At 39.0% G+C, this 21,499-nt stretch carries 20 protein-coding genes; 19 read left to right on the top strand and 1 reads right to left on the bottom strand.

What is annotated here, in order from left to right; translation table 11 throughout:
* The first annotated feature begins 21 nt into the window (after positions 1–21).
* The 11 genes from EO121_RS01510 (at position 22) to EO121_RS01560 (ending at position 12,489) form a co-directional block, all read left to right on the top strand.
* Positions 22–1,572, top strand: a complete 1,551-nt coding sequence (locus tag EO121_RS01510; RefSeq protein WP_164725824.1) for a ShlB/FhaC/HecB family hemolysin secretion/activation protein — start codon at positions 22–24, stop codon at positions 1,570–1,572.
* 96 nt (positions 1,573–1,668) lie between these two features.
* Positions 1,669–2,904: a serine hydroxymethyltransferase gene (gene glyA, locus EO121_RS01515; RefSeq protein ID WP_127165521.1), complete on the top strand. Its 1,236-nt coding sequence runs from the start codon at positions 1,669–1,671 to the stop codon at positions 2,902–2,904.
* Between the two features lie 23 nt (positions 2,905–2,927).
* Positions 2,928–3,554, top strand: a complete 627-nt coding sequence (gene upp, locus EO121_RS01520; RefSeq protein WP_127165523.1) for a uracil phosphoribosyltransferase — start codon at positions 2,928–2,930, stop codon at positions 3,552–3,554.
* 71 nt (positions 3,555–3,625) lie between these two features.
* Positions 3,626–5,002, top strand: coding sequence for a DNA repair protein RadA (radA, locus tag EO121_RS01525; RefSeq protein ID WP_127165525.1), 1,377 nt, complete (start codon positions 3,626–3,628; stop codon positions 5,000–5,002).
* A gap of 84 nt (positions 5,003–5,086) precedes the next feature.
* Positions 5,087–6,220: a PIN/TRAM domain-containing protein gene (locus tag EO121_RS01530; protein ID WP_127165527.1), complete on the top strand. Its 1,134-nt coding sequence runs from the start codon at positions 5,087–5,089 to the stop codon at positions 6,218–6,220.
* Between the two features lie 12 nt (positions 6,221–6,232).
* On the top strand, positions 6,233–7,399 hold the full coding sequence (gene ispD / locus EO121_RS01535) for a 2-C-methyl-D-erythritol 4-phosphate cytidylyltransferase (RefSeq protein WP_127165528.1): 1,167 nt from the start codon (positions 6,233–6,235) through the stop codon (positions 7,397–7,399).
* Between the two features lie 3 nt (positions 7,400–7,402).
* Positions 7,403–8,842: a glutamate--tRNA ligase gene (gene gltX / locus EO121_RS01540; RefSeq protein ID WP_127165530.1), complete on the top strand. Its 1,440-nt coding sequence runs from the start codon at positions 7,403–7,405 to the stop codon at positions 8,840–8,842.
* Between the two features lie 24 nt (positions 8,843–8,866).
* Positions 8,867–10,315 (top strand): cysteine--tRNA ligase, encoded by a 1,449-nt coding sequence (gene cysS / locus EO121_RS01545; protein WP_127068473.1) that lies wholly within the window; start codon positions 8,867–8,869, stop codon positions 10,313–10,315.
* Positions 10,305–10,763 (top strand): Mini-ribonuclease 3, encoded by a 459-nt coding sequence (locus EO121_RS01550; RefSeq protein WP_164723846.1) that lies wholly within the window; start codon positions 10,305–10,307, stop codon positions 10,761–10,763. The genes cysS and EO121_RS01550 overlap by 11 nt, the downstream gene beginning before the upstream one ends.
* A gap of 459 nt (positions 10,764–11,222) precedes the next feature.
* On the top strand, positions 11,223–11,942 hold the full coding sequence (gene rlmB / locus EO121_RS01555; RefSeq protein ID WP_127165532.1) for a 23S rRNA (guanosine(2251)-2'-O)-methyltransferase RlmB: 720 nt from the start codon (positions 11,223–11,225) through the stop codon (positions 11,940–11,942).
* Between the two features lie 10 nt (positions 11,943–11,952).
* Complete coding sequence (locus EO121_RS01560; RefSeq protein ID WP_127165534.1) at positions 11,953–12,489, top strand: NYN domain-containing protein; 537 nt, start codon at positions 11,953–11,955, stop codon at positions 12,487–12,489.
* Between the two features lie 179 nt (positions 12,490–12,668).
* Here EO121_RS01560 and rpsT read toward each other — a convergent pair whose 3' ends face one another.
* Positions 12,669–12,929, bottom strand: coding sequence for a 30S ribosomal protein S20 (rpsT, locus tag EO121_RS01565; RefSeq protein ID WP_009354152.1), 261 nt, complete (start codon positions 12,927–12,929; stop codon positions 12,669–12,671).
* A gap of 210 nt (positions 12,930–13,139) precedes the next feature.
* Between rpsT and polA the strand changes: the two genes are divergently transcribed.
* The 8 genes from polA (at position 13,140) to trxA (ending at position 21,446) form a co-directional block, all read left to right on the top strand.
* Positions 13,140–15,755, top strand: a complete 2,616-nt coding sequence (gene polA / locus EO121_RS01570) for a DNA polymerase I (RefSeq protein ID WP_127165536.1) — start codon at positions 13,140–13,142, stop codon at positions 15,753–15,755.
* Between the two features lie 79 nt (positions 15,756–15,834).
* The gene (gene coaE, locus EO121_RS01575; RefSeq protein ID WP_127165538.1) at positions 15,835–16,449 is read left to right on the top strand and encodes a dephospho-CoA kinase; all 615 of its coding nucleotides are present in this window, start codon (positions 15,835–15,837) and stop codon (positions 16,447–16,449) included.
* Complete coding sequence (locus EO121_RS01580) at positions 16,446–17,009, top strand: lytic transglycosylase domain-containing protein (RefSeq protein WP_127165540.1); 564 nt, start codon at positions 16,446–16,448, stop codon at positions 17,007–17,009. The genes coaE and EO121_RS01580 overlap by 4 nt, the downstream gene beginning before the upstream one ends.
* Before the next feature lie 11 nt (positions 17,010–17,020).
* Positions 17,021–17,665 carry a hypothetical protein gene (locus EO121_RS01585; protein ID WP_127165542.1) on the top strand — a complete coding sequence of 215 codons (645 nt, stop codon included), beginning with the start codon at positions 17,021–17,023 and terminating at the stop codon, positions 17,663–17,665.
* Between the two features lie 100 nt (positions 17,666–17,765).
* Positions 17,766–19,778 carry an ABC-F family ATP-binding cassette domain-containing protein gene (locus EO121_RS01590; protein ID WP_127165544.1) on the top strand — a complete coding sequence of 671 codons (2,013 nt, stop codon included), beginning with the start codon at positions 17,766–17,768 and terminating at the stop codon, positions 19,776–19,778.
* A 9-nt stretch (positions 19,779–19,787) separates the two neighbouring features.
* Positions 19,788–20,714 (top strand): tRNA glutamyl-Q(34) synthetase GluQRS, encoded by a 927-nt coding sequence (gene gluQRS / locus EO121_RS01595; protein WP_127165546.1) that lies wholly within the window; start codon positions 19,788–19,790, stop codon positions 20,712–20,714.
* Positions 20,715–20,738: 24 nt separating this feature from the next.
* Positions 20,739–21,110: a CoA-binding protein gene (locus EO121_RS01600; RefSeq protein ID WP_127165548.1), complete on the top strand. Its 372-nt coding sequence runs from the start codon at positions 20,739–20,741 to the stop codon at positions 21,108–21,110.
* Positions 21,111–21,122: 12 nt separating this feature from the next.
* Complete coding sequence (gene trxA / locus EO121_RS01605; protein ID WP_009354160.1) at positions 21,123–21,446, top strand: thioredoxin; 324 nt, start codon at positions 21,123–21,125, stop codon at positions 21,444–21,446.
* The last annotated feature ends 53 nt before the right edge of the window (positions 21,447–21,499 follow it).

A 21,499-nucleotide genomic window follows, 5' to 3' on the forward strand; every position in this document is an offset into this window, starting at 1 on the left:
CAAGGTAAATTGCTAGACCAGATGGAGCGTTCTATATCCCATGTAGAGCAAAAGGAAACACCAGCTTTCACAGTCCTTACAGAGGGGGTAGTACCTCAAAAGATGAATCAATTGTCAAGTGATGAACCAGAGTTTTTAATTCATCATATCGAGCTATCACGGGTTCCGCTAGAACTTAGTTTTCTGCAAACGATGGTGGCTAAGAAAGAACATCAATTGTATGGGGTAAGATCAATTAACGCTGTGTTGGATGAACTGAACACAGCCTTACTAGATAGAGGGTATGTCACCTCTAAGGTCTATATGGAGCCTCAAAATATAGGGAGTGGTACACTTCGCTTATCTTTGCTGGTAGGAACTGTGGAAGAAATACAATTTAAGGGTGTGGCAGGTAATTATACAAACGCATTAGCCTTTCATAAGGGGCATATCTTAAATATACGGAAGATAGAACAAACTGTAGATAATTTAAATGCAGTGCCCCATCAGAAGGCTAAGGTACAGTTACAACCGGGAAGTAAGTTAGGTACATCTATAGTGGTATTTCAGATAGAAAATAAGTCCAAAGTAGAAATCAACACCGGATTCGATAATTTCGGTAATGAAGGAACAGGGCGCTTGCAAGGGAATGTGTCCATCACAGTAGGTAGACTATTAGATCGTAGTGATACCTTGTACTATAGCTTAACGAAATCTAGACACTCAGATAGTATCAATGCAAGCACATCAAATTATGTATCATACCAAATACCTATTGGAAATGATAGCATTACCCTTAGCCATTCTAATTCAGACTATCAACAACGGGTTGCCTATGCCATTAAACCATTTATTTCTAGCGGTAACTTTACTAGTGATGAATTACGATGGAAACATGTATTGCACAGAAACAGTCAACAGATTACAGAATTAGTGCAAGGTCTTACACATAAGACAAGGCATTCTTTTATCAATGGTAGTGAAATTGATGTGCAGCGGAGAAATACTACGTCTTGGTCCATAGGAATACATCAAAAACGATATGGTAAGAATGGGAGTTTAGACTGGTTGGTGCAATATGAAAGAGGTGTTCCTTGGTGGGCTAGTCCTGGACCTACCGACTATTTAGGAGAAGCTACTACACAATATCATATATATACGGGGAAAGTGAACTATCAGCGTACATTGACTCTTTGGAATCGGAAAGCAACCTACACAATGGAAGCGAAAGGACAGTATACGAATAGTAAGCTGTACAGTAGTGAGTTCTTTACCATTGGTGGATGGTATACAGTGCGTGGCTTTACTGGTGATAGAAATTTATCAGCCGAACAAGGATTTTATGTACGGAACACCTTAGATATATCACTGAATCAGAATCATACAGTGTATGTAGGTTTAGATTATGGTAAAGTGTACGGTAAATCCACGGAAGATATTTTGGGTACAGAGCTATGGGGCGGAGCTGTTGGTATGAAAGGGCACTATGGAAGTGCTAACTACAATATATTCTTGTCCACACCATTACAAGTACCAAACGGTTTTACGGTACCACACCGAGTCCTAGGGATACAGATGAGTGCTGCCTTCTAAGTACGGTTAGGTGATTCAGTAATTTGCCTTGCAAAAGGTGGGGATTATTACTATAATAAAGGATAGATTGAAATGTTTCTTTCACAGGAGGTTACCATGAGCTATGTAAAACAGCAAGACCCAAAAGTTCAAGAAATGATTGAATTAGAGTTGGGTCGTCAACGCAACAAATTAGAAATGATTGCATCGGAAAACTTTGTGTCTCAAGCTGTGATGGAAGCACAAGGTAGCGTATTGACAAATAAATACGCAGAAGGATATCCACATAAACGTTATTACGGTGGATGTGAATATGTCGACATGGTAGAAGAGTTGGCTATTGAAAGAGCGAAACAACTATTCGGCGCAGAACATGTGAATGTACAACCTCATTCTGGTTCTCAAGCAAATTTTGGCGTGTACTTTGCGTTGTTGGAGCCAGGCGACACGATTATGGGAATGAATTTATCCCATGGTGGACATTTAACACATGGATCTCCAGTGAATGTATCTGGTAAGTATTTTAATATTATTCCTTACGGCGTAGATGCAGAAACAGGTCGCATTGATTATGAGGAAATGCGTAAAATTGCTCAAGAGCATAAACCTAAAATGATTATCGGTGGTGGCAGTGCATACTCTCGTCAAATTGATTTCAAAACTATGGCAGATATTGCCCATGAAGTAGGCGCTATTTTCATGGTAGATATGGCACATTTTGCAGGTTTAGTAGCTGCGGGATTGCATCCAAACCCAGTGGAGTATGCTGATATTGTAACTACCACTACACATAAAACATTGCGCGGACCACGTGGTGGCATGATTATGTGTAAAGAAGAGTATGCGAAAGCGATTGATAAATCTATCTTCCCTGGTATTCAAGGTGGTCCATTGATGCATGTCATCGCTGCCAAAGCAGTAGCTTTTGGTGAAGCTTTGCAACCAGAATTTAAAGAATATGCAAAACAAGTGATTGTGAATGCCCAAACATTGGCAGAAACTTTACAACAAGAAGGTTTTACCATCGTATCTGGTGGTACTGATACGCATGTATTATTAGTAGACTTACGTACTGTTGGCTTAACTGGTAAAGTAGCAGAACATGTACTAGATGAAGTGGGCATTACATGTAATAAAAATACAATTCCATTTGATCCAGAAAGCCCATTTGTTACATCTGGTATCCGCCTAGGTACACCAGCATTAACAACTAGAGGTTTACATGCAGAAGATATGAAAGAAATTGCAAGCATCATTTCTTTAGTATTGAAACAACCAGAAGATACTGCTGTATTAGCAGAGGCTAAACAACGTGTAGCAGCACTTTGTGAAAAATATCCAATGTATGCGTAATTAATAAAAAGGAAGTAAGTAAAATGAACGTAAATGTAATGACACATCCTTTGATTCAACATAAAGTAACGTTGATTCGCTCTGTAGATACTGGGACAAAAGATTTTCGTCAATTATTAGAAGAAATCGCTTTGTTAATGGGCTATGAAATCACACGTGATTTGCCATTAGAAGATGTAGATGTACAAACCCCGTTAGTGAAAGCAATTGGTAAACAAATTGCAGGTAAAAAATTGGGTATTGTGCCTATCCTTCGTGCTGGCTTAGGTATGGTGAATGGTTTATTAGAATTAATGCCAATGGCAAAAGTAGGCCATGTAGGTATGTATCGTGATCCAGAAACATTACAACCAGTAGAGTACTATTGCAAATTACCATCTGACTTGGCTGATCGTCGCATTATCGTAACAGATCCAATGTTAGCCACAGGTGGTAGTGCAGCAGCAGCGATTTCTTTATTGAAAGAAAAAGGTGCTAAAGAAATTCAACTAATGTGTTTAGTAGCAGCCCCAGAAGGTGTAGAAGTTGTGAATAAAGCGCATCCTGACGTACGCATCTATGTAGCTGCATTAGATGAAAAATTAAACGACCATGGATATATTTTACCTGGTCTTGGTGATGCGGGAGATCGTATTTTCGGTACGAAATAAACGGTGTTGCCCGAAGAGTAGTGCGCGTTTCTTTTCAGTGACGCGCATTATTTTTATAAGAAAGGGTATATATGGCTAAAAAGAAAACAGTTTTTTTCTGCTCAGAGTGTGGAAATGAATCATCGAAATGGTTTGGTCGTTGTACTGCTTGTAGTGCTTGGAATACGGCAGTGGAAGAAGAACTGCAACCGGAAGTTAAAACAAAACATGTAGCGTCGTATCGACCGGTTCAAGATGAAGATAATAAGCCGAAGGCTTTGACAGAGATTGAGGTAGGCGCTATTGCCCGAATTACTTCCGGATATGGAGAAATTGATCGTGTTCTTGGCGGGGGTATTGTACCTGGTGCGTTAATCTTGCTAGGTGGGGATCCGGGTATTGGTAAGTCTACCTTACTGTTACAAGTGTCTGGACGTATTGCAGAAGAGTCAGGTAAAGTCTTATATGCATCTGGAGAAGAATCAGATATGCAGTTAAAGCTGAGAGCTCATAGACTAGGCATTAATTCTTCCAATCTGTTAGTGCAGGCAGAAACTAATTTAGATACCATATTGAATGAAGCCAAACGAAGTCAACCAATGCTACTTGTGATTGATTCTATCCAAACTATGTATGTAGGCTCTGTAGAATCTGCACCGGGAAGTGTCAGTCAAGTTCGTGAATGTACAGCTAGATTGTTACGTTTTGCAAAAGATCAAGATATCCCTGTGATCATTATTGGTCATGTAACAAAAGATGGTACTATTGCAGGTCCTCGTATGTTAGAGCATATGGTGGATGTAGTATTGTATTTTGAAGGGGAACGGTCCTATCAATTCCGTATTTTACGAGGAATCAAAAATCGATTTGGCTCCACTTCGGAATCAGGGTTATTTACCATGGAAGAAGAAGGGTTAGGAGAACTCCTCAACCCATCAGCGACTCTATTAGCAGAGCGGTCAGAAGAAGAAACAGGATCTGCCATCATGGCTTACTTAGAAGGAGTACGACCTATCTTGGTAGAAGTACAAAGTTTAGTGGTCTCTACGGCATTTGGCATGCCACGTCGAACTGCGATTGGTTATGATTTAAATAAGCTGATTTTGCTCCTAGCAGTATTAGAAAAACGCTGTGGCTTTACCTTAGGGAATAAAGATGTGTATGTCACTATCATTGGTGGCTTAAAAATTAATGAACCGGCTTGTGACTTAGCGATGGCAGTGGCGATTATCTCTAATTTAAAAAACAAGCCAGTACCTCCAGATATGGTGATTTTAGGTGAAGTAGGATTGACTGGTAATATTCGTAGTATTCCACGCATAGAACAACGGATAGGAGAAGCAAAAAAGCTTGGATTTAAACAATTTATTATCCCTGCTGGAAATGTAAAACAATTAAAAGGAATACAAGACGGTATCTCCATACAAGGCGTTACCAGTATTCAAGAAGTGATGAAAAGTATTTTCTAGCCCTATGTGCAGAGTCTTTACGATGAAGTATTCATTAGAATCACATGTAGGGATAGTATACTGTATAAAAAAGGAGGTGACCTTATGATCTATAATTTATTACGCTATGCTATTGCTATCTTATTTGGTAGTATGGGGTACGTCGGAGCAGACGCACTATCAACGCTTATGGTACCTATATGGGATGAAAAGATGCTACAAATGGGCGTATTTGGGATATCTGTAATTATGATATTGTACTATACCATAAGTATTTTAGTAGTGGCGATTATTGGTTATTTAGTGTCCCAGTATATTTTACGCTTAGGCTTAAGCGTAGCAAAACAAATTGAACGTATTTTAAGTCGAGTTCCTAGTCAACAACTAGTAGCTGGCACGGTAGGATTATTATTTGGACTCATTATTGCTAATTTAATTGGTATGGCCTTTGAGAGGGTACCAATTATTGGCTCATACTTACCTATCGTGCTCAGTGCTGTATTGGGATATATAGGGATTCGTTTGGGCATGGATAAGGGGCCTGACTTATATAAAGCCATGGTATCTTATACATTTAGAGGATTACTCAATAAAGGTAGATCACCTAAAGAATCAAAAGTAAAAGAAAGCCGAACTTGTTCTGCTAAGGTCTTAGATACATCGGTTGTCATTGATGGTCGAATTTTAGATATTGTAAATACAGGGTTTTTAGAAGGTCCTTTCATAGTGCCCGTATTTGTACTAGAAGAATTACAAAAATTGTCTGATTCTGCGGACACTTTAAAACGAAATCGAGGTAGACGAGGGTTAGACTTATTACAGACAATGCGTGAGAAATTAACAGATTCTATGGAAATCATAGATGTTGATTATGAAGACTTATCAGAAGTAGATTTGAAATTAATTCGCCTTAGTATGGATAAACATTGGAAACTGATAACTAATGATTTTAATCTTAATAAAATAGCTACCTTGCAAGGTGTTGAAGTGTTGAATCTAAATGATTTGGCAAATGCTATTAAGCCGAAAATGATGAGCGGTGAAACCTTACTAGTACGTATTATGAAAGCTGGTAAAGAACCACATCAAGGAGTTGCCTATTTAGATGACGGTACTATGATTGTTGTGGAAAATGGTGTAGATTATGTAGATCAAACGGTGAATGTTGTAGTTACCTCAGTCTTACAAACCAGTGCGGGACGAATGATTTTTGCCCGTGTAGAGGAATCAAATTCCTAGAAAGGGAGTACCATGATTAGTTGTATCTTATTAGCGGCAGGTGCAGGACGCCGAATGGGCTATACAGAGAATAAAGTATGTATGCCATTGGGACAGTATACAGTGTTGCAATGGAACTTACATCACATGAAGCAATGGGAAGGCTTAGAAGAAGTTATCGTCGTTGTATCGGAAGACGATCAATTGTCTATTCAAAAACAAGTAGAAGCCATGCAGGTACCGTGGGCGGTACACTATGTTATTGGCGGTGCAGAACGACAAGATTCTGTAGCTGCTGGACTTTCACAAGTATCGAATGGATCAGAGATTGTATTAGTGCATGATGGCGCAAGACCATTAGCGAATAAGGAGTTAGCTCGTCGAGTAGTTGAGGGGGCTAAAGCATATGGTGCAGCGGTGCCAGCTATTCCGGTGGTAGATACAATAAAACGAGTGAATGCAGAGGGATATGTAGAAGAAACGTTAGTACGTTCTGAATTATATGGAATGCAAACACCGCAAGGGTTTCAAACTGCTGTTTTATTAGATGCCTATGTATATGCGGAAGAACACAGATATAAAGGGACCGATGATGTATCCTTAGTAGAGTTTCAAGGAAAGCCAGCGCACATTGTGGAAGGGGATAGAAAAAATATTAAATTAACAGTCCCTGAAGATGTGGCAATTGCTAAGAAATATTTAGGAGTGGAACCGATGATGCGAATTGGTTATGGTTATGATATTCACCGTTTCAAAGAGGGACGACCTTGCGTATTAGGTGGTGTATCTATCGATAGCCCTATTGGTCCTGATGGGCATTCTGATGCGGATGTGTTAATTCATGCCCTTATGGATGCTATGCTAGGGGCTGCAGGTATGCGAGACATTGGGTATTATTTTCCCCCAGAAGATGATGCTTTCAAAGGGATTTCTAGTAGGCTATTATTAGAAAAAGTGGTACAATTATTAAAGGACTCAAATTTTGGAATCTACAATGCAGATATCATGGTCATTGCAGAAGCTCCTAAATTGAAGCCTCATATTGAAGAGATGAAAAAAAATCTGAGTGAGGATTTAGGTATTCCACTTAGTAGAATTAGTATTAAAGCAACGACAAATGAAGGGTTAGGTGCCTTGGGAAGAACAGAAGGTATAGCCGCACAAGCTGTTGTTTCAATGTATGAAAGAGAGGAGTTATAACTCATGAAAGTTCGTTTTGCACCGAGTCCAACCGGTCCATTTCATATTGGTGGAGCTCGCTCCGCATTATTTAACTATTTATTAGCTCGCAAGGAGCAAGGTACATTCTTATTGCGCGTAGAGGATACAGACCAAGCTCGTTCTACTCGTGAAAGTGAAGAAAATATCAAGGCCGCTCTAAAATGGCTTGGTATGGATTGGGATGAAGGTGTTGACGTAGGGGGCGAACATGGTCCATATCGCCAAACAGAACGTTTAGATATTTACGAAAAAGTAACACAACAATTGTTAGAATCTGGTCATGCTTACGAATGTTATTGTTCTCAAGAAGAATTAGATGCTGTTCGTGAAGAGCAATTAGGCCGTGGTGAAACACCAAAATATAATGGTCATTGTCATCATTTAACGGAAGAACAAAAGGCTGCGTACAAAGCTGAAGGTCGCAAACCGACTATTCGTTTGCGTGTTCCTTTGCATGAAACAGTAGCTTTTGACGATATGGTTCGTGGTCACGTATCCTTTGAATCTAACGGTATTGGCGATTTCGTTATCGTAAAATCCGATGGAATTCCTGTCTATAACTATGCCGTAGTAGTGGACGATCACACAATGGGAATTTCTCATGTTATCCGTGCAGAAGAACATTTATCGAACACACCACGCCAAATCGTAATTTACAAAGCCTTAGGTTGGGATGTGCCAACATTTGGTCATATTTCCCTGATCATGGGCAAAGATGGCAAAAAAATGAGTAAACGTCATGGTGCTACCTCTGTAGAACAATACCGTGAATTAGGTTATTTGCCAGAAGCGATTGTGAACTTCTTGGCTCTATTGGGCTGGGCTCCTGAAGGAGAAGAAGAGCTATTCACTATGGAAGAATTGACACAAAAATTCTCTATGGATCGAGTAGCAAAAAATCCTGCTGTTTTTGACATTGATAAATTGAATTATATTAACTTCAATTACATGAAACAATTGATACCAGAAGCATTGTATGAATTATGTTTGCCTCATTTGGTGAAAGCTGGCTACGCTAGTGAAATCCCATCTGCCGAGGAACAAGCATGGTTGACTATGCTTTGCACTTGTGTGAAAGACCACATTAGTTATGGTGCTCAAATCGTAGACGAAGTTGGTATGTTCTTCCAAGATGATATCCTAGAAGATGCAGAACATGCTGAGGATATTGCAGCTGTGAAAGCAGAAGAGTCTTATCCAACTGTTATTGGGGCTTTCAAAGAAAAAATTGAAGCCATGGATGAAATTACTCCAGAGGCTGTAAAAGCAGCTATCAAAGCGATTATGAAAGAAACTGGATTGAAAGGCAAATTTGTATTTATGCCAATTCGTATTGCTACGACAGGTCAAATGCATGGCCCAGATTTGAATTATATTATTACCTTATTTGGCAAAGAAAAGGTACTTCGCCGTTTAGGCTAAGTGCATACAAGGAGGCTATTTCTAATGAGAGAACTGACAGTTTTCAATACGATGACCCGCGAAAAATCAGTGTTCCAACCTGTGAAAGAAGGGGAAGTTAGCATCTACGTATGCGGTGTAACACCATATAATCATCCTCATATTGGTAATGCACGTCCTTTTGTGACTTGGGATACCATTCGTCGTTATTTGAGCCACGTGGGCTACAAAGTAACATATATCCAAAATTTTACGGATGTGGATGATAAAATCATTAATACATCCAATGGCGAAGGAGTAGCATGGAATGTGATTTCCGATCGCTATATTGATGCCTACTATGATGTAATGGATGCATTACATGTGCGTCGTGCTGATGTATATCCTCGTGTATCTACACATATGGATGAAATCATTGCTATGATTAGCACATTAATTGACAATGGCTATGCCTATGCTGTAGATGGTGATGTATACTATCGTGTAGAAAAATTTGAACATTATGGTAAATTATCTGGTCGTACCTTGGACGATATGGAAGCCGGTGCTCGTGTAGATGTAGATGACCGTAAAGAAAATCCTATGGATTTTGCTTTGTGGAAAGCGGCAAAACCAGGTGAACCATTCTGGGAGAGCCCTTGGGGACAAGGTCGTCCAGGTTGGCATATTGAATGCTCTGCCATGAGTCAAAAATATTTGGGCGAAGAGTTTGACTTCCACGGTGGTGGATCTGACTTAATTTTCCCACACCATGAAAATGAAATTGCCCAATCCGAAGGTTGCTCTGAACATCATCCAGCGGTGCGTTATTGGGTGCACAATGGATTTATTACGATCAACCAAGAAAAAATGAGTAAATCTTTGAATAACTTCTTCTTGGTGAAAGACATTTTAGAGCAATATAGTGCGGATGCATTGCGTTTCTTCTTGTTGAGCACACATTATCGTAGTCCATTGGACTTTAGTGATGAACGCTTAGATGAAGCGACTAAGGCTATTGAACGATTCCAAACGGTGATTGACAACTTATTGTACTTAGAAAGTCGTCCAGAAGGATTGTGTGAACTAGAAGCAGCAGAATTGTTGAAAAATGCTCGTAACTATAAAGAAGAGTTCGAAGCAGCTATGAGCGATGATTTCAATACAGCTCTTGCCACAGCTCCTATCTACGGATTGGCGAAAGAAATTAACATTTACTATCAATCTGTTCAAAGCTGTGATGGCACTGTATGCCATAGCACAATTGGAGAAGTGAAAGAAATCTTTAAATTGATGTTAGATATTCTTGGTTTATTAGAAGAGGGCTGGAAAGGTCAAGAAACTAGTAACGAAGAATACAATCAATTGATGGATGTGATCTTGAATATTCGTCAATGTGCACGTGAGCAGAAACAATGGGGCATTGCAGACTCCATTCGTGATGAATTGGCAAATATTGGCATTGTCATCGAAGACTCCCCACAAGGGGCACGGTGGAAAAAACGTGAACTTTAATCGATATAAACAGCTACGATCTATGGCGATTGATAAATTAAAATCTTCAGTGAAAGTAGAAGCAAATGGAGAGGGTCCTTTAGAGGACTCTCTTATGCTTGCTTACATTGGCGACGGTGTGTATACTTTATTTATCAGAAATCGTGTAGTAGAAACGGGCATTACAAAAACACAAATACTTCATGATGTAGTGACATCATTTATTAATGCAAAAGCACAAGCTAAGGTGTTGTTAGCATTAGAACCTAGCCTTACAGAAGAAGAATTACTTGTAGCAAAACGGGCTCGCAATAGTAATGTGCATGTACCTAAAAGCGCTAGTGTGCAGGAATACCGCATGAGTACAGCCTTTGAGGCGTTATTGGGGTATACCTATCGCAAAGGGGATGAAGAGAGGCTGCAATTCCTCATGCAATTCGCTTTTGCTGAAACGTTGTCACGTATGTAGCATTACTGTAACGTGCGATATATTCTGGTGTGCTTTGTCACGTTCATAACCGATATTTAGAATAAGGGAAGAGCACGGCATACCCCCTCTCAAACGGTATTTCATAATGTTTGTTCGGGGGTATACCGTGCTCTTCTTGTGTTTTCTAGATTAGAGAAAATTGAACGTGACATCCCTAGAATATGTCGCACTTTTTCGGTATGTATTAGTTTGAGTGACAACGTTACAGCGGATGGTGCTCATGTGTTATTTTGGGGTTCTTATCTTTTAATGGTATAATGAAGTGATAGCTTAGTTATTTCTAGGCTTTGGTATTGGTTTTAATCTTAATAATATAAGAAGATATTTTGTAATATTAATGCTTTGTAGTATTGATATGGTTAGTATATGTATCACGATATATTTGCTAATAAGTTACTACGTATAGGTAGAGTTACTTTAGGAAAGTTTGAGGTTTTCATGGATACGTTTATTGTGGGTCGTAATGCTGTACGTGAGGCACTAAAATCAGATCGTGGGATTCATCGTATTTTAGTGGCGGAAGGTAAGCAAGGGGGCTCTCTTTCAGAGATATTGGGTTTGGCAAAGTCTAAGGGTGTAGAAATTCGTCGTATGAAGGAACGGGAGTTACAAAAATATCCTAGTGATGTACCTAATCAAGGTGTGGTTGCATTAGTAAATGCTGTAAAGTTTCAAGAACTGCAAGATGTATTGCTGCAATGCACGGAAGAACATCCGTTGTTAATTTTAACGGATGGTGTGGAAGATCCTCATAATATGGGTGCTATCATTCGTACGGCTGAGTGTGTAGGTGCTACGGCGATGCTGATTCCAAAGCGTCATAATGCGCCTATTAATGCAACGGTTAGCAAAACCTCTGCAGGAGCTGTAGAATCGATTCCATTGGTGCAAATTGGTAATGTAGCACAGACCATTGAGCAATTGAAAGCACAAGGCTTCTGGGTGATGGGGGCTCATATGGATGGGACTGTTATGTATGATGTGAATATGACAGGTCCTATTGTATTGGTCATTGGTAATGAGGGAAAAGGTCTAAGTCGGTTGACCAAGGAATTGTGTGATGTGTTGGTAACGATTCCGATGTTTGGGACAATTAACTCATTAAATGCTTCTGTAGCGGCAGCGGTCCTTTTATATGAAGCGAGACGTCAACGATAATAGGTATACTATGAAAAAAGATATTTTAATTGTAGATGGCTATAATGTTATATTTGATTGGTCTGACTTGAAATCACTCAGCAAGGAGTCTTTAGAACATGCCCGATTAGAATTACGTCATAGATTACTCAATTATGGGACCTATAAGGGATATAAAATTATTCTTGTATTTGATGGTAAGCACGCACCTTTTACAGAAGATGAACAGCGTATATCTGCAGATTTTATTGAGGTCTTTACGGGTACTCATGAGACGGCAGATGCTTATATTGAGCGTGAAGTATTTAGTAAAAAGGGTCAATATAAGACAATCTACGTGGTAACAAGTGATGGGGAAGAACAAAGCCAAATTTTAGGATTTGGAGGATTACGCATATCAGCACGTGAATTACGTCATCAAATTGACTTAGCTAAACAAGAAGAACGTAAACGATATACAGGTTATCATCAACGTGATGCTATGACATTACAACGTAATGAATTAGGTGCACATATTGATGGGGATGTGGCGGAAAAGCTTGAACGAATGCGACGAGGGGAGCTATGAGAGTAGCTCCTTTTGTTATGTTTGCCTTGATAATTTTTATAGAGGAATACTAGAATCAGTAGATACATGCATACATATTAGTATCTTACGGTGGATCTAGAACATAGAGATGATATATAAAAAAGAGGGTTAACTAAGAGAAATAGTATTTCTCCTTGTTAACCCTCTTTTAGAGTTCATTATAGAGCATTTACTTTAGCTGCTAAATTGGATTTTTTGCGAGCTGCAGTATTTTTATGAAGAACGCCTTTGGAGGCTGCTTTATCAATTACGCTTGTAGCATGAACTAGTGCTTTTTTAGCTTCTTCTACAGCGCCTGCTTGAGCAGCTTCTACAGTCTTACGAGTAGCTGTACGAATTTGAGATTTTACAGCAGAATTTTTCGCACGACGTTCAGCATCCGTTTTTACGCTTCTAATACTGGATTTAATATTTGGCAATTGAGTCACCTCCTTGTGATTTACTGTATTATTACTAAAGTAGTATATCATAGGGCGTACAGTTTTGCAACTATTTTTATATTTACTCTAAGGAATATTGGCTTATATAGCAAGGGTTCATACAGGAATAACCTATATTTTCATCACTCATGAGAGCAGGAAATATGATATAATTAAGGATACATAAATCTATTAATAGGAGATGCTTATATGAAAAAATTAATGGTTATAGATGGCAGTAGTTTATTATACCGTGCATTTTTTGCGCTTCCACCACTGCAAAATGCCCTAGGAGTTCCTACCAATGCGGTGTATGGATTCTTAACAATGCTTACAAAACTGTATGAAGAAATCAATCCCGATTACATTGCAGTTGCTTTTGATAAAGGTAAAGAAACATTCCGTATGGATATTTACGAAGAATACAAAGGAACTCGTCAAAGTGCACCAGATGAATTGCGTCCACAATTTAGCTTGATCCGTGAAGTCTTAGAATCCTTAGGTATTATTGTCATTGAAGAAGAAGGATTTGAAGGCGACGATATTATTGGTTCGTTGAGCAAAAAATGGGGCTCATCAGACCTTGCTGTTCATATCATTACTGGTGATAGAGACAACCTACAACTAGTCGATGAGTATACCAGTGTGTTTTTAACGAAAAAAGGTATCACTGATATGCTTCATGTGACTATGTCTAATATGGAAGAACTGTATGGGTATGGGCCTCAAATGGTTATTGAAATGAAATCTCTTATGGGAGATTCTTCAGATAATATTCCAGGTGTACCTGGTGTTGGTGAAAAAACAGCCCTTAAACTATTAAATCAATATGGTACTTTAGAAGGTGTATATGAGCATATTGAGGAACAAAAGGGAAAACTGAAAGAACGATTAGTAGACAACAAAGACTTAGCGTTCATTTCGCATCAACTAGCTACCATCAAAACAGACATGGATATGCCTTATGAACTAGAGCAATTTGTTCCTGTTGTACATCCTAGTGAAGTGACACCTTTATTTGAAAAGTTAGGCTTTCACGCAGTAACACCAAGACTACTAAAAGCTATGGGAGTGGCAGAAGAAGGGACATTGTTCGATCAATTTTTAGCTCCACCAGCAGAAGAAATTGAATTAACTCATGTCACAGAAGTGCCAAGAGCATTTTACGAAGATAAAGTGATTAGCCTTGTCTTGAAAGAAGCGGGAACACATCCATTTAGGACGATAGAAGCCTTATATCTATATAATGGGGATACCCAATTAGTTGTGAATGGATTTGTAGATGTAGCGCATTTAGAAACAGTCTTGCAAGGAGCCAAGGAACTGGTTACAGATAACGCAAAATTGTTATTTGAAGTGTTAGGTACTGAAACAACAGGTCGTATTTCAATTTTGAAAGAAGAAACTGTTCATATCAAAGATCTCACATTAATGGCGTATTTACTAGATCCTACACGAGCAAACTATGGTATGACCTATTTATGTGAACGATTTGGACAGCCTTCCATTCCTGCTACGGAAAATGAAACTGAATGGGCTCTACAAGCACAAGCTTTATACCATATGCACGAGAAGGCTACGGAAGAGATGAAGACTGCTGGTGTATGGGGCCTATATAGAGATATTGAATTGCCATTATTACGTACTCTATGTGTACTAGAAAAAAATGGCATTTACATGGATGTAGATCAATTACACACTACACTGGAACGTTTCAAAGTAGAGGTTAGTGAATTACAAGAAAAAATATTTGCATTGGCTGGAGAAACTTTCAACATTAATTCGCCAAAACAATTGGGTGTTATCTTGTTTGAAAAATTACAATTGCCAGTGATTAAGAAAACAAAAACAGGTTATTCTACGGATGCGGAAGTCCTAGATATGCTTAGAAATGACCATGAAATTGTAGAACAAATTTTGGCCTATCGGTCAGTGGTAAAATTGGTATCTACCTACTTAGAAGGGGTTGAAGGACTTGTGAATCCTCATACTAACCGGATTCATACTTCTTTTAATCAAATGGTAACAGCTACTGGTCGTTTAAGTAGTTCCGATCCGAATTTGCAAAATATTCCTGTACGCAGTGAAAAAGGCCGAGAAATTCGAGCTTTATTTAAACCTCATGATGGGTATGATATGTTCGTCAGTGCCGATTATTCTCAGATAGAATTACGTATTTTGGCGCACTTGTCAGAAGATCCTGCCTTAATTCAAGCGTTCCAAAATGGTGAAGATATTCACCGATTTACAGCAGCAGAAGTATTAGGTAAATCCTTAGAAGAAGTAACGCCACTAGAACGTTCCCATGCAAAAGCTATCAACTTCGGTATTATTTATGGTATTAGTGACTTTGGCTTGTCTCGTGACTTAGGTATTACGAGAGCAGAAGCAAAAGAATATATTGAGTTATATTTCAGTCGTTATCCACAAATAAAAGGGTACATGGACCGCATGGTGCAAGAAGCCCATGAAACTGGATCTGTACGCACTATGTTTGGCCGTGTTCGCCCATTGCCTGATATTAATAGCCGTAACTTTAACCGTCGATCCTTTGCGGAGCGTACAGCAATGAATACGCCAATTCAAGGGACAGCGGCAGACATTATTAAGTTGGCCATGAACCAAGTAGAACAAGCGCTAGAAGAGCAAGGATTGCAATCCCGTATTTTACTACAGGTACATGATGAACTAGTGCTAGAAGTAGTAGAATCGGAACAAGAGCAAGTAGAAACTCTATTGCGTAATTGTATGGAACAAGTAGTGACATTACGAGTGCCATTGCAGGTAGATGTGCACAGTGCAAACAATTGGGCAGATGTAAAATAGTAAGCTCTTACAATTTCTATGGAATAGTTTGTGTATAACAATAGTTGAGTATGACTAGAATCAAATGTGGGGTGTAAATATGTATAAAATCGGACTCACAGGAGGCATTGCCTCTGGTAAAAGTACAGTGTTACGATGGTTACAAAAAAAAGGTGTTCCCTATATTGATGCAGATGTAGTGGCTAGAGAAGTAGTAGAGCCGGGGACACCAGGTTTACAGGAATTGGTAGAGGCCTTTGGACCTAATACAGTGCTAGAAAATGGTACGTTACATCGTGCCTATATTGGTAGTCTTGTATTTTCTGAGCCAGAAGCCTTGGAGAGCATCAATTCTATATTGCAACCCCATATTAGACATCGTATACAAGAATTGACAGAAGAATGGGAAGCAAAAGGAAAGCAGGCTATCATCTATGATATACCATTGATGTTTGAAACAGATTGGCATACACAGATGGATGAGATTTGGCTTGTGTACGTAAATCCTGTGATACAACTAGAGCGTTTGATGAAACGAAACGCTTATTCTGAACAGGAGGCACTGAATCGAGTTCGTAGTCAAATGAGTTTAGATGAAAAGCGTGATTTAAGTACTGTGGTCATCGATAATTCTGGGACTATGAAAGAACTAGAAAAACAATTACGTAAATTGTGGAAAACAGCGAAAATTCACTTTCAGAAGGAGGAACTATGAGGGTATCCACAGCATTTGCTTGGCTAATCGTTGTTCTTACGGCCTACTATGTGCAATATGGGCAACCCTATTTAGCTAGACAGTATGCGTATCCGTTAGTATATGAAAGCGCGGTAATGAAAAATGCATCTACTTACCATGTAAGACCATCTATGGTTGCAGCTGTTATCTATACGGAAAGTAAATTTGATACGAATGCAAAATCTTTACCAGGGGCTATAGGATTGATGCAGTTAATGCCAGAAACAGCGCACTGGATTGGAGAACAATTAAATCAGTCTAGCCTATCTGACCAAGATATTAAAGAACCGAACACGAATATACAATTAGGGACTTGGTATTTATCATATTTATTAGAAGAGTTCAAAGGTAATGAAATTTTAGCCTTAGCAGCCTATAATGCAGGACGTGGTCATGTGGAGGAATGGATGCAGACCTATGGTTGGGATGATAATTTTGATGATGTAGACAAAATACCATTTCCAGAAACAAAAGATTATGTGAAACGCGTGATGGAGCATGAATCACAGTATCAATTATTATATAGTCAACTACGATAAGGAATGAATCCATGGATGCAATCATAAAAGAATGTGAAAACCTCGATTTATCATGGTTAGAACCCACCATTGGAGACTTTCACTTAGTGGTGGAACAACAAGCCATATCATCTACTGTATATAGTCTCTTTTATTATACAAATGATAAAAATTGGCGTTGGTCAGTCCTCTATGATACGGAAGTAGGGGATTATATGGTGCGTATCACAGTACCTTTAGTAGAGTTTGTAGACATTGCTTTTATACGTGAGTCTTTAACTCCATTTATGGAGAACCTAAAGGCCAACTATAAAGCATCTATGATGACACGATTTATGGCGCCCCAAGAAGGATTTGTGTACGAATATAAGAAAAAAGGTATACATCAATGGAATTATACAGAGGCATTGCCACAAACAATCGCAGGATATCATTTAGATGTGACGCCGCATACAGCATTAGATATGATTAATGGTTCTTATATTATTGGTACCTATATCAAAGATAATGAGGAAACAGGAGTCGTCTTATTTTATAATACATTCCGCGATGAATTTTTTGGTGAAACTAGACAACAAGGCTATCCAGGAATTACACATGACTTGGACGCAACTATGATAGATAAATTTGAACAAGCTTTGACGAATCATTTACAAGAAGTATTACTTAGTTTATAACCTATCTATGCTATTTACTAAGATAAATGGTACATTTTTTAGGTAGTATGCAATGGTAATACTTTTGTATAGTGAACAGACATAGGATAGGGGAAGTATTTTGGAACAGATCCGAATAGAAAAACTAGGGAAATCCTTTGGTGTACGAGAAATTTTTTCTAATGTATCTTTTACCATACGACAAGGAGAACGTCTCGCTTTAGTTGGCCCGAATGGGGCAGGTAAATCGACGTTGATGAAATGCATACTAGGCATAGAAGAACATGATGCGGGAATTATTGTGAAAGACAGTAGTATCACCATTGGCTATTTACAGCAAGATGTAAATCTAGGTGATGCTAGTTTAGAAGAAGAAATTCAAACGGCTTGGGCTGATGTACAGCACTTAGAATCTCAGTTACAAGTGTTAACGACAGAATTAGAACATCGAGATGCCACAGAACAAGGCTTGCGTCGTTTATCCTATTTACAAGAGCGATTAGAATGGCTTGGTGGCTATGATTATGAAAAACAAAGCCAACGTATTGCTTATGGGTTAGGATTTAGTGACGAAGACTTAAAGAAGAAAGCTAGTGAATTTTCTGGGGGACAAAAAACGCGTATTAACTTGGCGAAAGCCTTGGTGCGTCGTCCTGACTTTTTATTTCTTGATGAGCCTACTAACCATTTAGATATGCCAATGTTAGAGTGGTTAGAGGGATATTTAAAATCCTACAAAGGTGGTATTGTCATCATCAGCCATGACCGATATTTCTTAGATCAAGTGGCGACAGAAGTGGTGGAATTATCTCATCATAAAATACATACCTATAAAGGTAATTATAGCCAGTTCTTAAAACAACGAGAACAGCAACGAGTGGCGTACCAACGTGCCTATGAAAAGCAACAGGAACACATTCGTAAAACGGAAGAATATATTGATAAATATCGAGCAGGCATAAAATCTAAAATGGCACGGGGTCGTCAATCACAGTTAGATAGACTAGAGAGATTAGAGGCACCAGATCAAGATAGAGAGTTCGCTTTTACCTTTCCTAAGGCAGAAATGAGTGCAGACCGAGTGTTGATGGTGGAAGATGTGTCCATTGGTTATGATGTAGAACATCCAGTGGCTACCCATATTACAACGACCTTACGTCGAGGAGATGTGGTAGGCTTAATTGGTGCCAATGGAGCTGGAAAATCGACGCTCGTAAAAACAATTATGGGGGAACTTAATACACTGGATGGATCGATTACCACTGGAAATCGAGTGCAGACAGGTTATTTCTCGCAGGAACATGAAGAATTACACCCTAGTTGGTCTGTGTTGCAAGAGATCATGGCTCCTTATGATATGTCAGAAGAATCTGCTCGTAGCGTACTAGGTGCCTTTCAGTTTAGAGGGGATGATGTATTCAAGTTAATAGGAGATTTATCAGGTGGTGAACGTGCCAGGGTAGCCTTATTACAGTTATTTTTAGAAGGCTGTAATTTCTTAATCCTTGACGAACCGACAAATCATTTAGATATCCCTACACGAGAAACAGTGGAACAAGCCTTACAACAGTTTGAAGGAACTTTGTTAATCATCTCCCATGACCGGTATTTATTAGATGCAGTGGCAAAACGCATTGTGGTCTTAGATAATGGCGGCATTGAAGAGTTCCATGGAAACTATTCGTATTATAAAGAAAAAATGCTGGAACGGTCTGTGTTAGCAGCCCAACGATTAGAAGCGGAGCAGATGAAGTGCAACAATATGTCCAGCAATACAGTAGGAAAGGCTAATAATGCTGGAGATACAGCAGTGAGTAATGATTCTAATGCTGAGATACATACAGGTACATCAGAGGCTGCTATAACGGAGGAACAATATACTAGCTATTCAGAAGCAGCGACAGCCCCTAAAAAGAAAACGAATTCTTTCATGCTAGAAAAGGAATTAGCTAAAGTAGAGTCAGATATTGCACGGTATGAGGCGACTGTTAAAATGTATACGGTACAGCTACAGGACCCATCTATACAAGGAGATATTTCAGAATATGAACGATTATCTCAAGAGTTGGCCAATACAACATCACAGTTAGAGGCCCTCTATGAGCGGTGGGAACACCTTAGTGAAGAGGCTTAGGAGGTTTCTATGAAAGGTCGTTTTGCACCCAGCCCTACAGGACATATGCATGTAGGAAATCTGTGGGTAGCATTTTTGTCCTATTGGTCTGCACGACGTCAGAATGGTGAATATATAGTGCGCATAGAAGATGTAGATACACAACGGTCTAAACCAATTTATGCAGATCATATCTTAGAAGATTTATCTTGGCTTGGTTTTACTTGGGACGAAGCACCTACGTATCAATCCCAACGTTTGGATATATACGAGAGATATTTGCAAGAATTACGTAGCCAAAAACGGTTATATCCGTGTTATTGTAATCGAGCTCGCTTACAGGAAATCAGCAGCGCTCCTCATCAAGGTGAAGCCCATCATGTGTATGATGGATATTGTTTAACACATGAGCCGACTATAGGTGAAAGACCTCCTTCTTGGCGATTTCATATGGAGGATATAAAAGGATCCTTTCAGGATATATATCGAGGTGCGGTAGATTATGAAATCCAATCTTGTAGTGATGATATCGTGTTAAAACGATGGGATGGAATGATTGCCTATCATTTGGCAGTGGTCATTGATGATTATGAAATGGGTGTTACAGAAGTAGTTCGTGGTAATGATTTACTGCCTGTGACGGGTCATCAAATTGCGCTGGCCCAGGCCTTGGGGTTTCCTACTTTGCAATATGGTCATGCTCCTATGCTAGTGGATGCAGAAGGGTATCGTCTGTCTAAACGTCAACAAAGTATCACCATACGTGATCTACAGAACCAAGGGGCTACACCAGAGAGACTGTGGGCATGGTTTGCACTGGAAACGGGGCTACTCACAATAGGAGACCTACCGATTTGCAAGAAAATTACACTTTCAGAGTTACTAGCAATTGACATTCCGAAAAATCGATTAGAACAAGATATAATTAAATTGACAAATTTCGATATTATGGTATGATAGTACAGTAATGAGGTGATACGTATGTCAATGGAAACAGCGATCCAAGAAAAAACGTGGGCCGTTTTAGGTGCCACAACAAGAACCGATAAGTTCGGATATAAGATTTTCAAACATCTTGTGAATAAAGGATATACAGTGTATCCAGTGAATCCTAATATTACATCTATCGATGGTGTACCATGCTATCCAAGCTTGCATGAGTTGCCAGTAGTACCTACTGTAGTCGACTTTGTTGTGCCAGAAAAAGTTGGTTTAGAAGCGCTAGATAGTTGTAAAGAGTTAGGGATTAAGACCGTTTGGCTACAACCAGGTGCGGATAAACCGGCAGTAGTGAAAAAGGCAACTGAATTAGGTCTTGAAGTGATTCAAGATTGTGTATTGATTCAAATTTAATAGGAGGCTTACATGAGCGCAATTATTGATGTAACATCTGCAAATTTTAAAGAAGTAGTAGCAACAAATGATAAAGTAACTGTTGTAGATTTCTGGGCACCATGGTGTGGATACTGTGTTCGCATGATGCCAGTATATGATGAATTGGCAGCTGCCTTAGGCGACAAAGTGACATTAACAAAAGTAAACACTGATGAACAACCTGAATTGGCACAATTCTTCAAAATTGAAATTCTTCCTACATTTGCTATTTTCAAAAATGGTGAAATCGTAGATCGTAAAATCGGTTTCATTCCATTAGAAGAATTAAAAGCAGCTGTAGAAGCTCATCTATAATACATACTAAGGACTGATACATTCAGTCCTTTTTTTTGCCTTGATGAGATTAT

The organism is Veillonella sp. CHU732 (genome assembly GCF_003992085.1).
Lineage (GTDB): Bacteria > Bacillota > Negativicutes > Veillonellales > Veillonellaceae > F0422.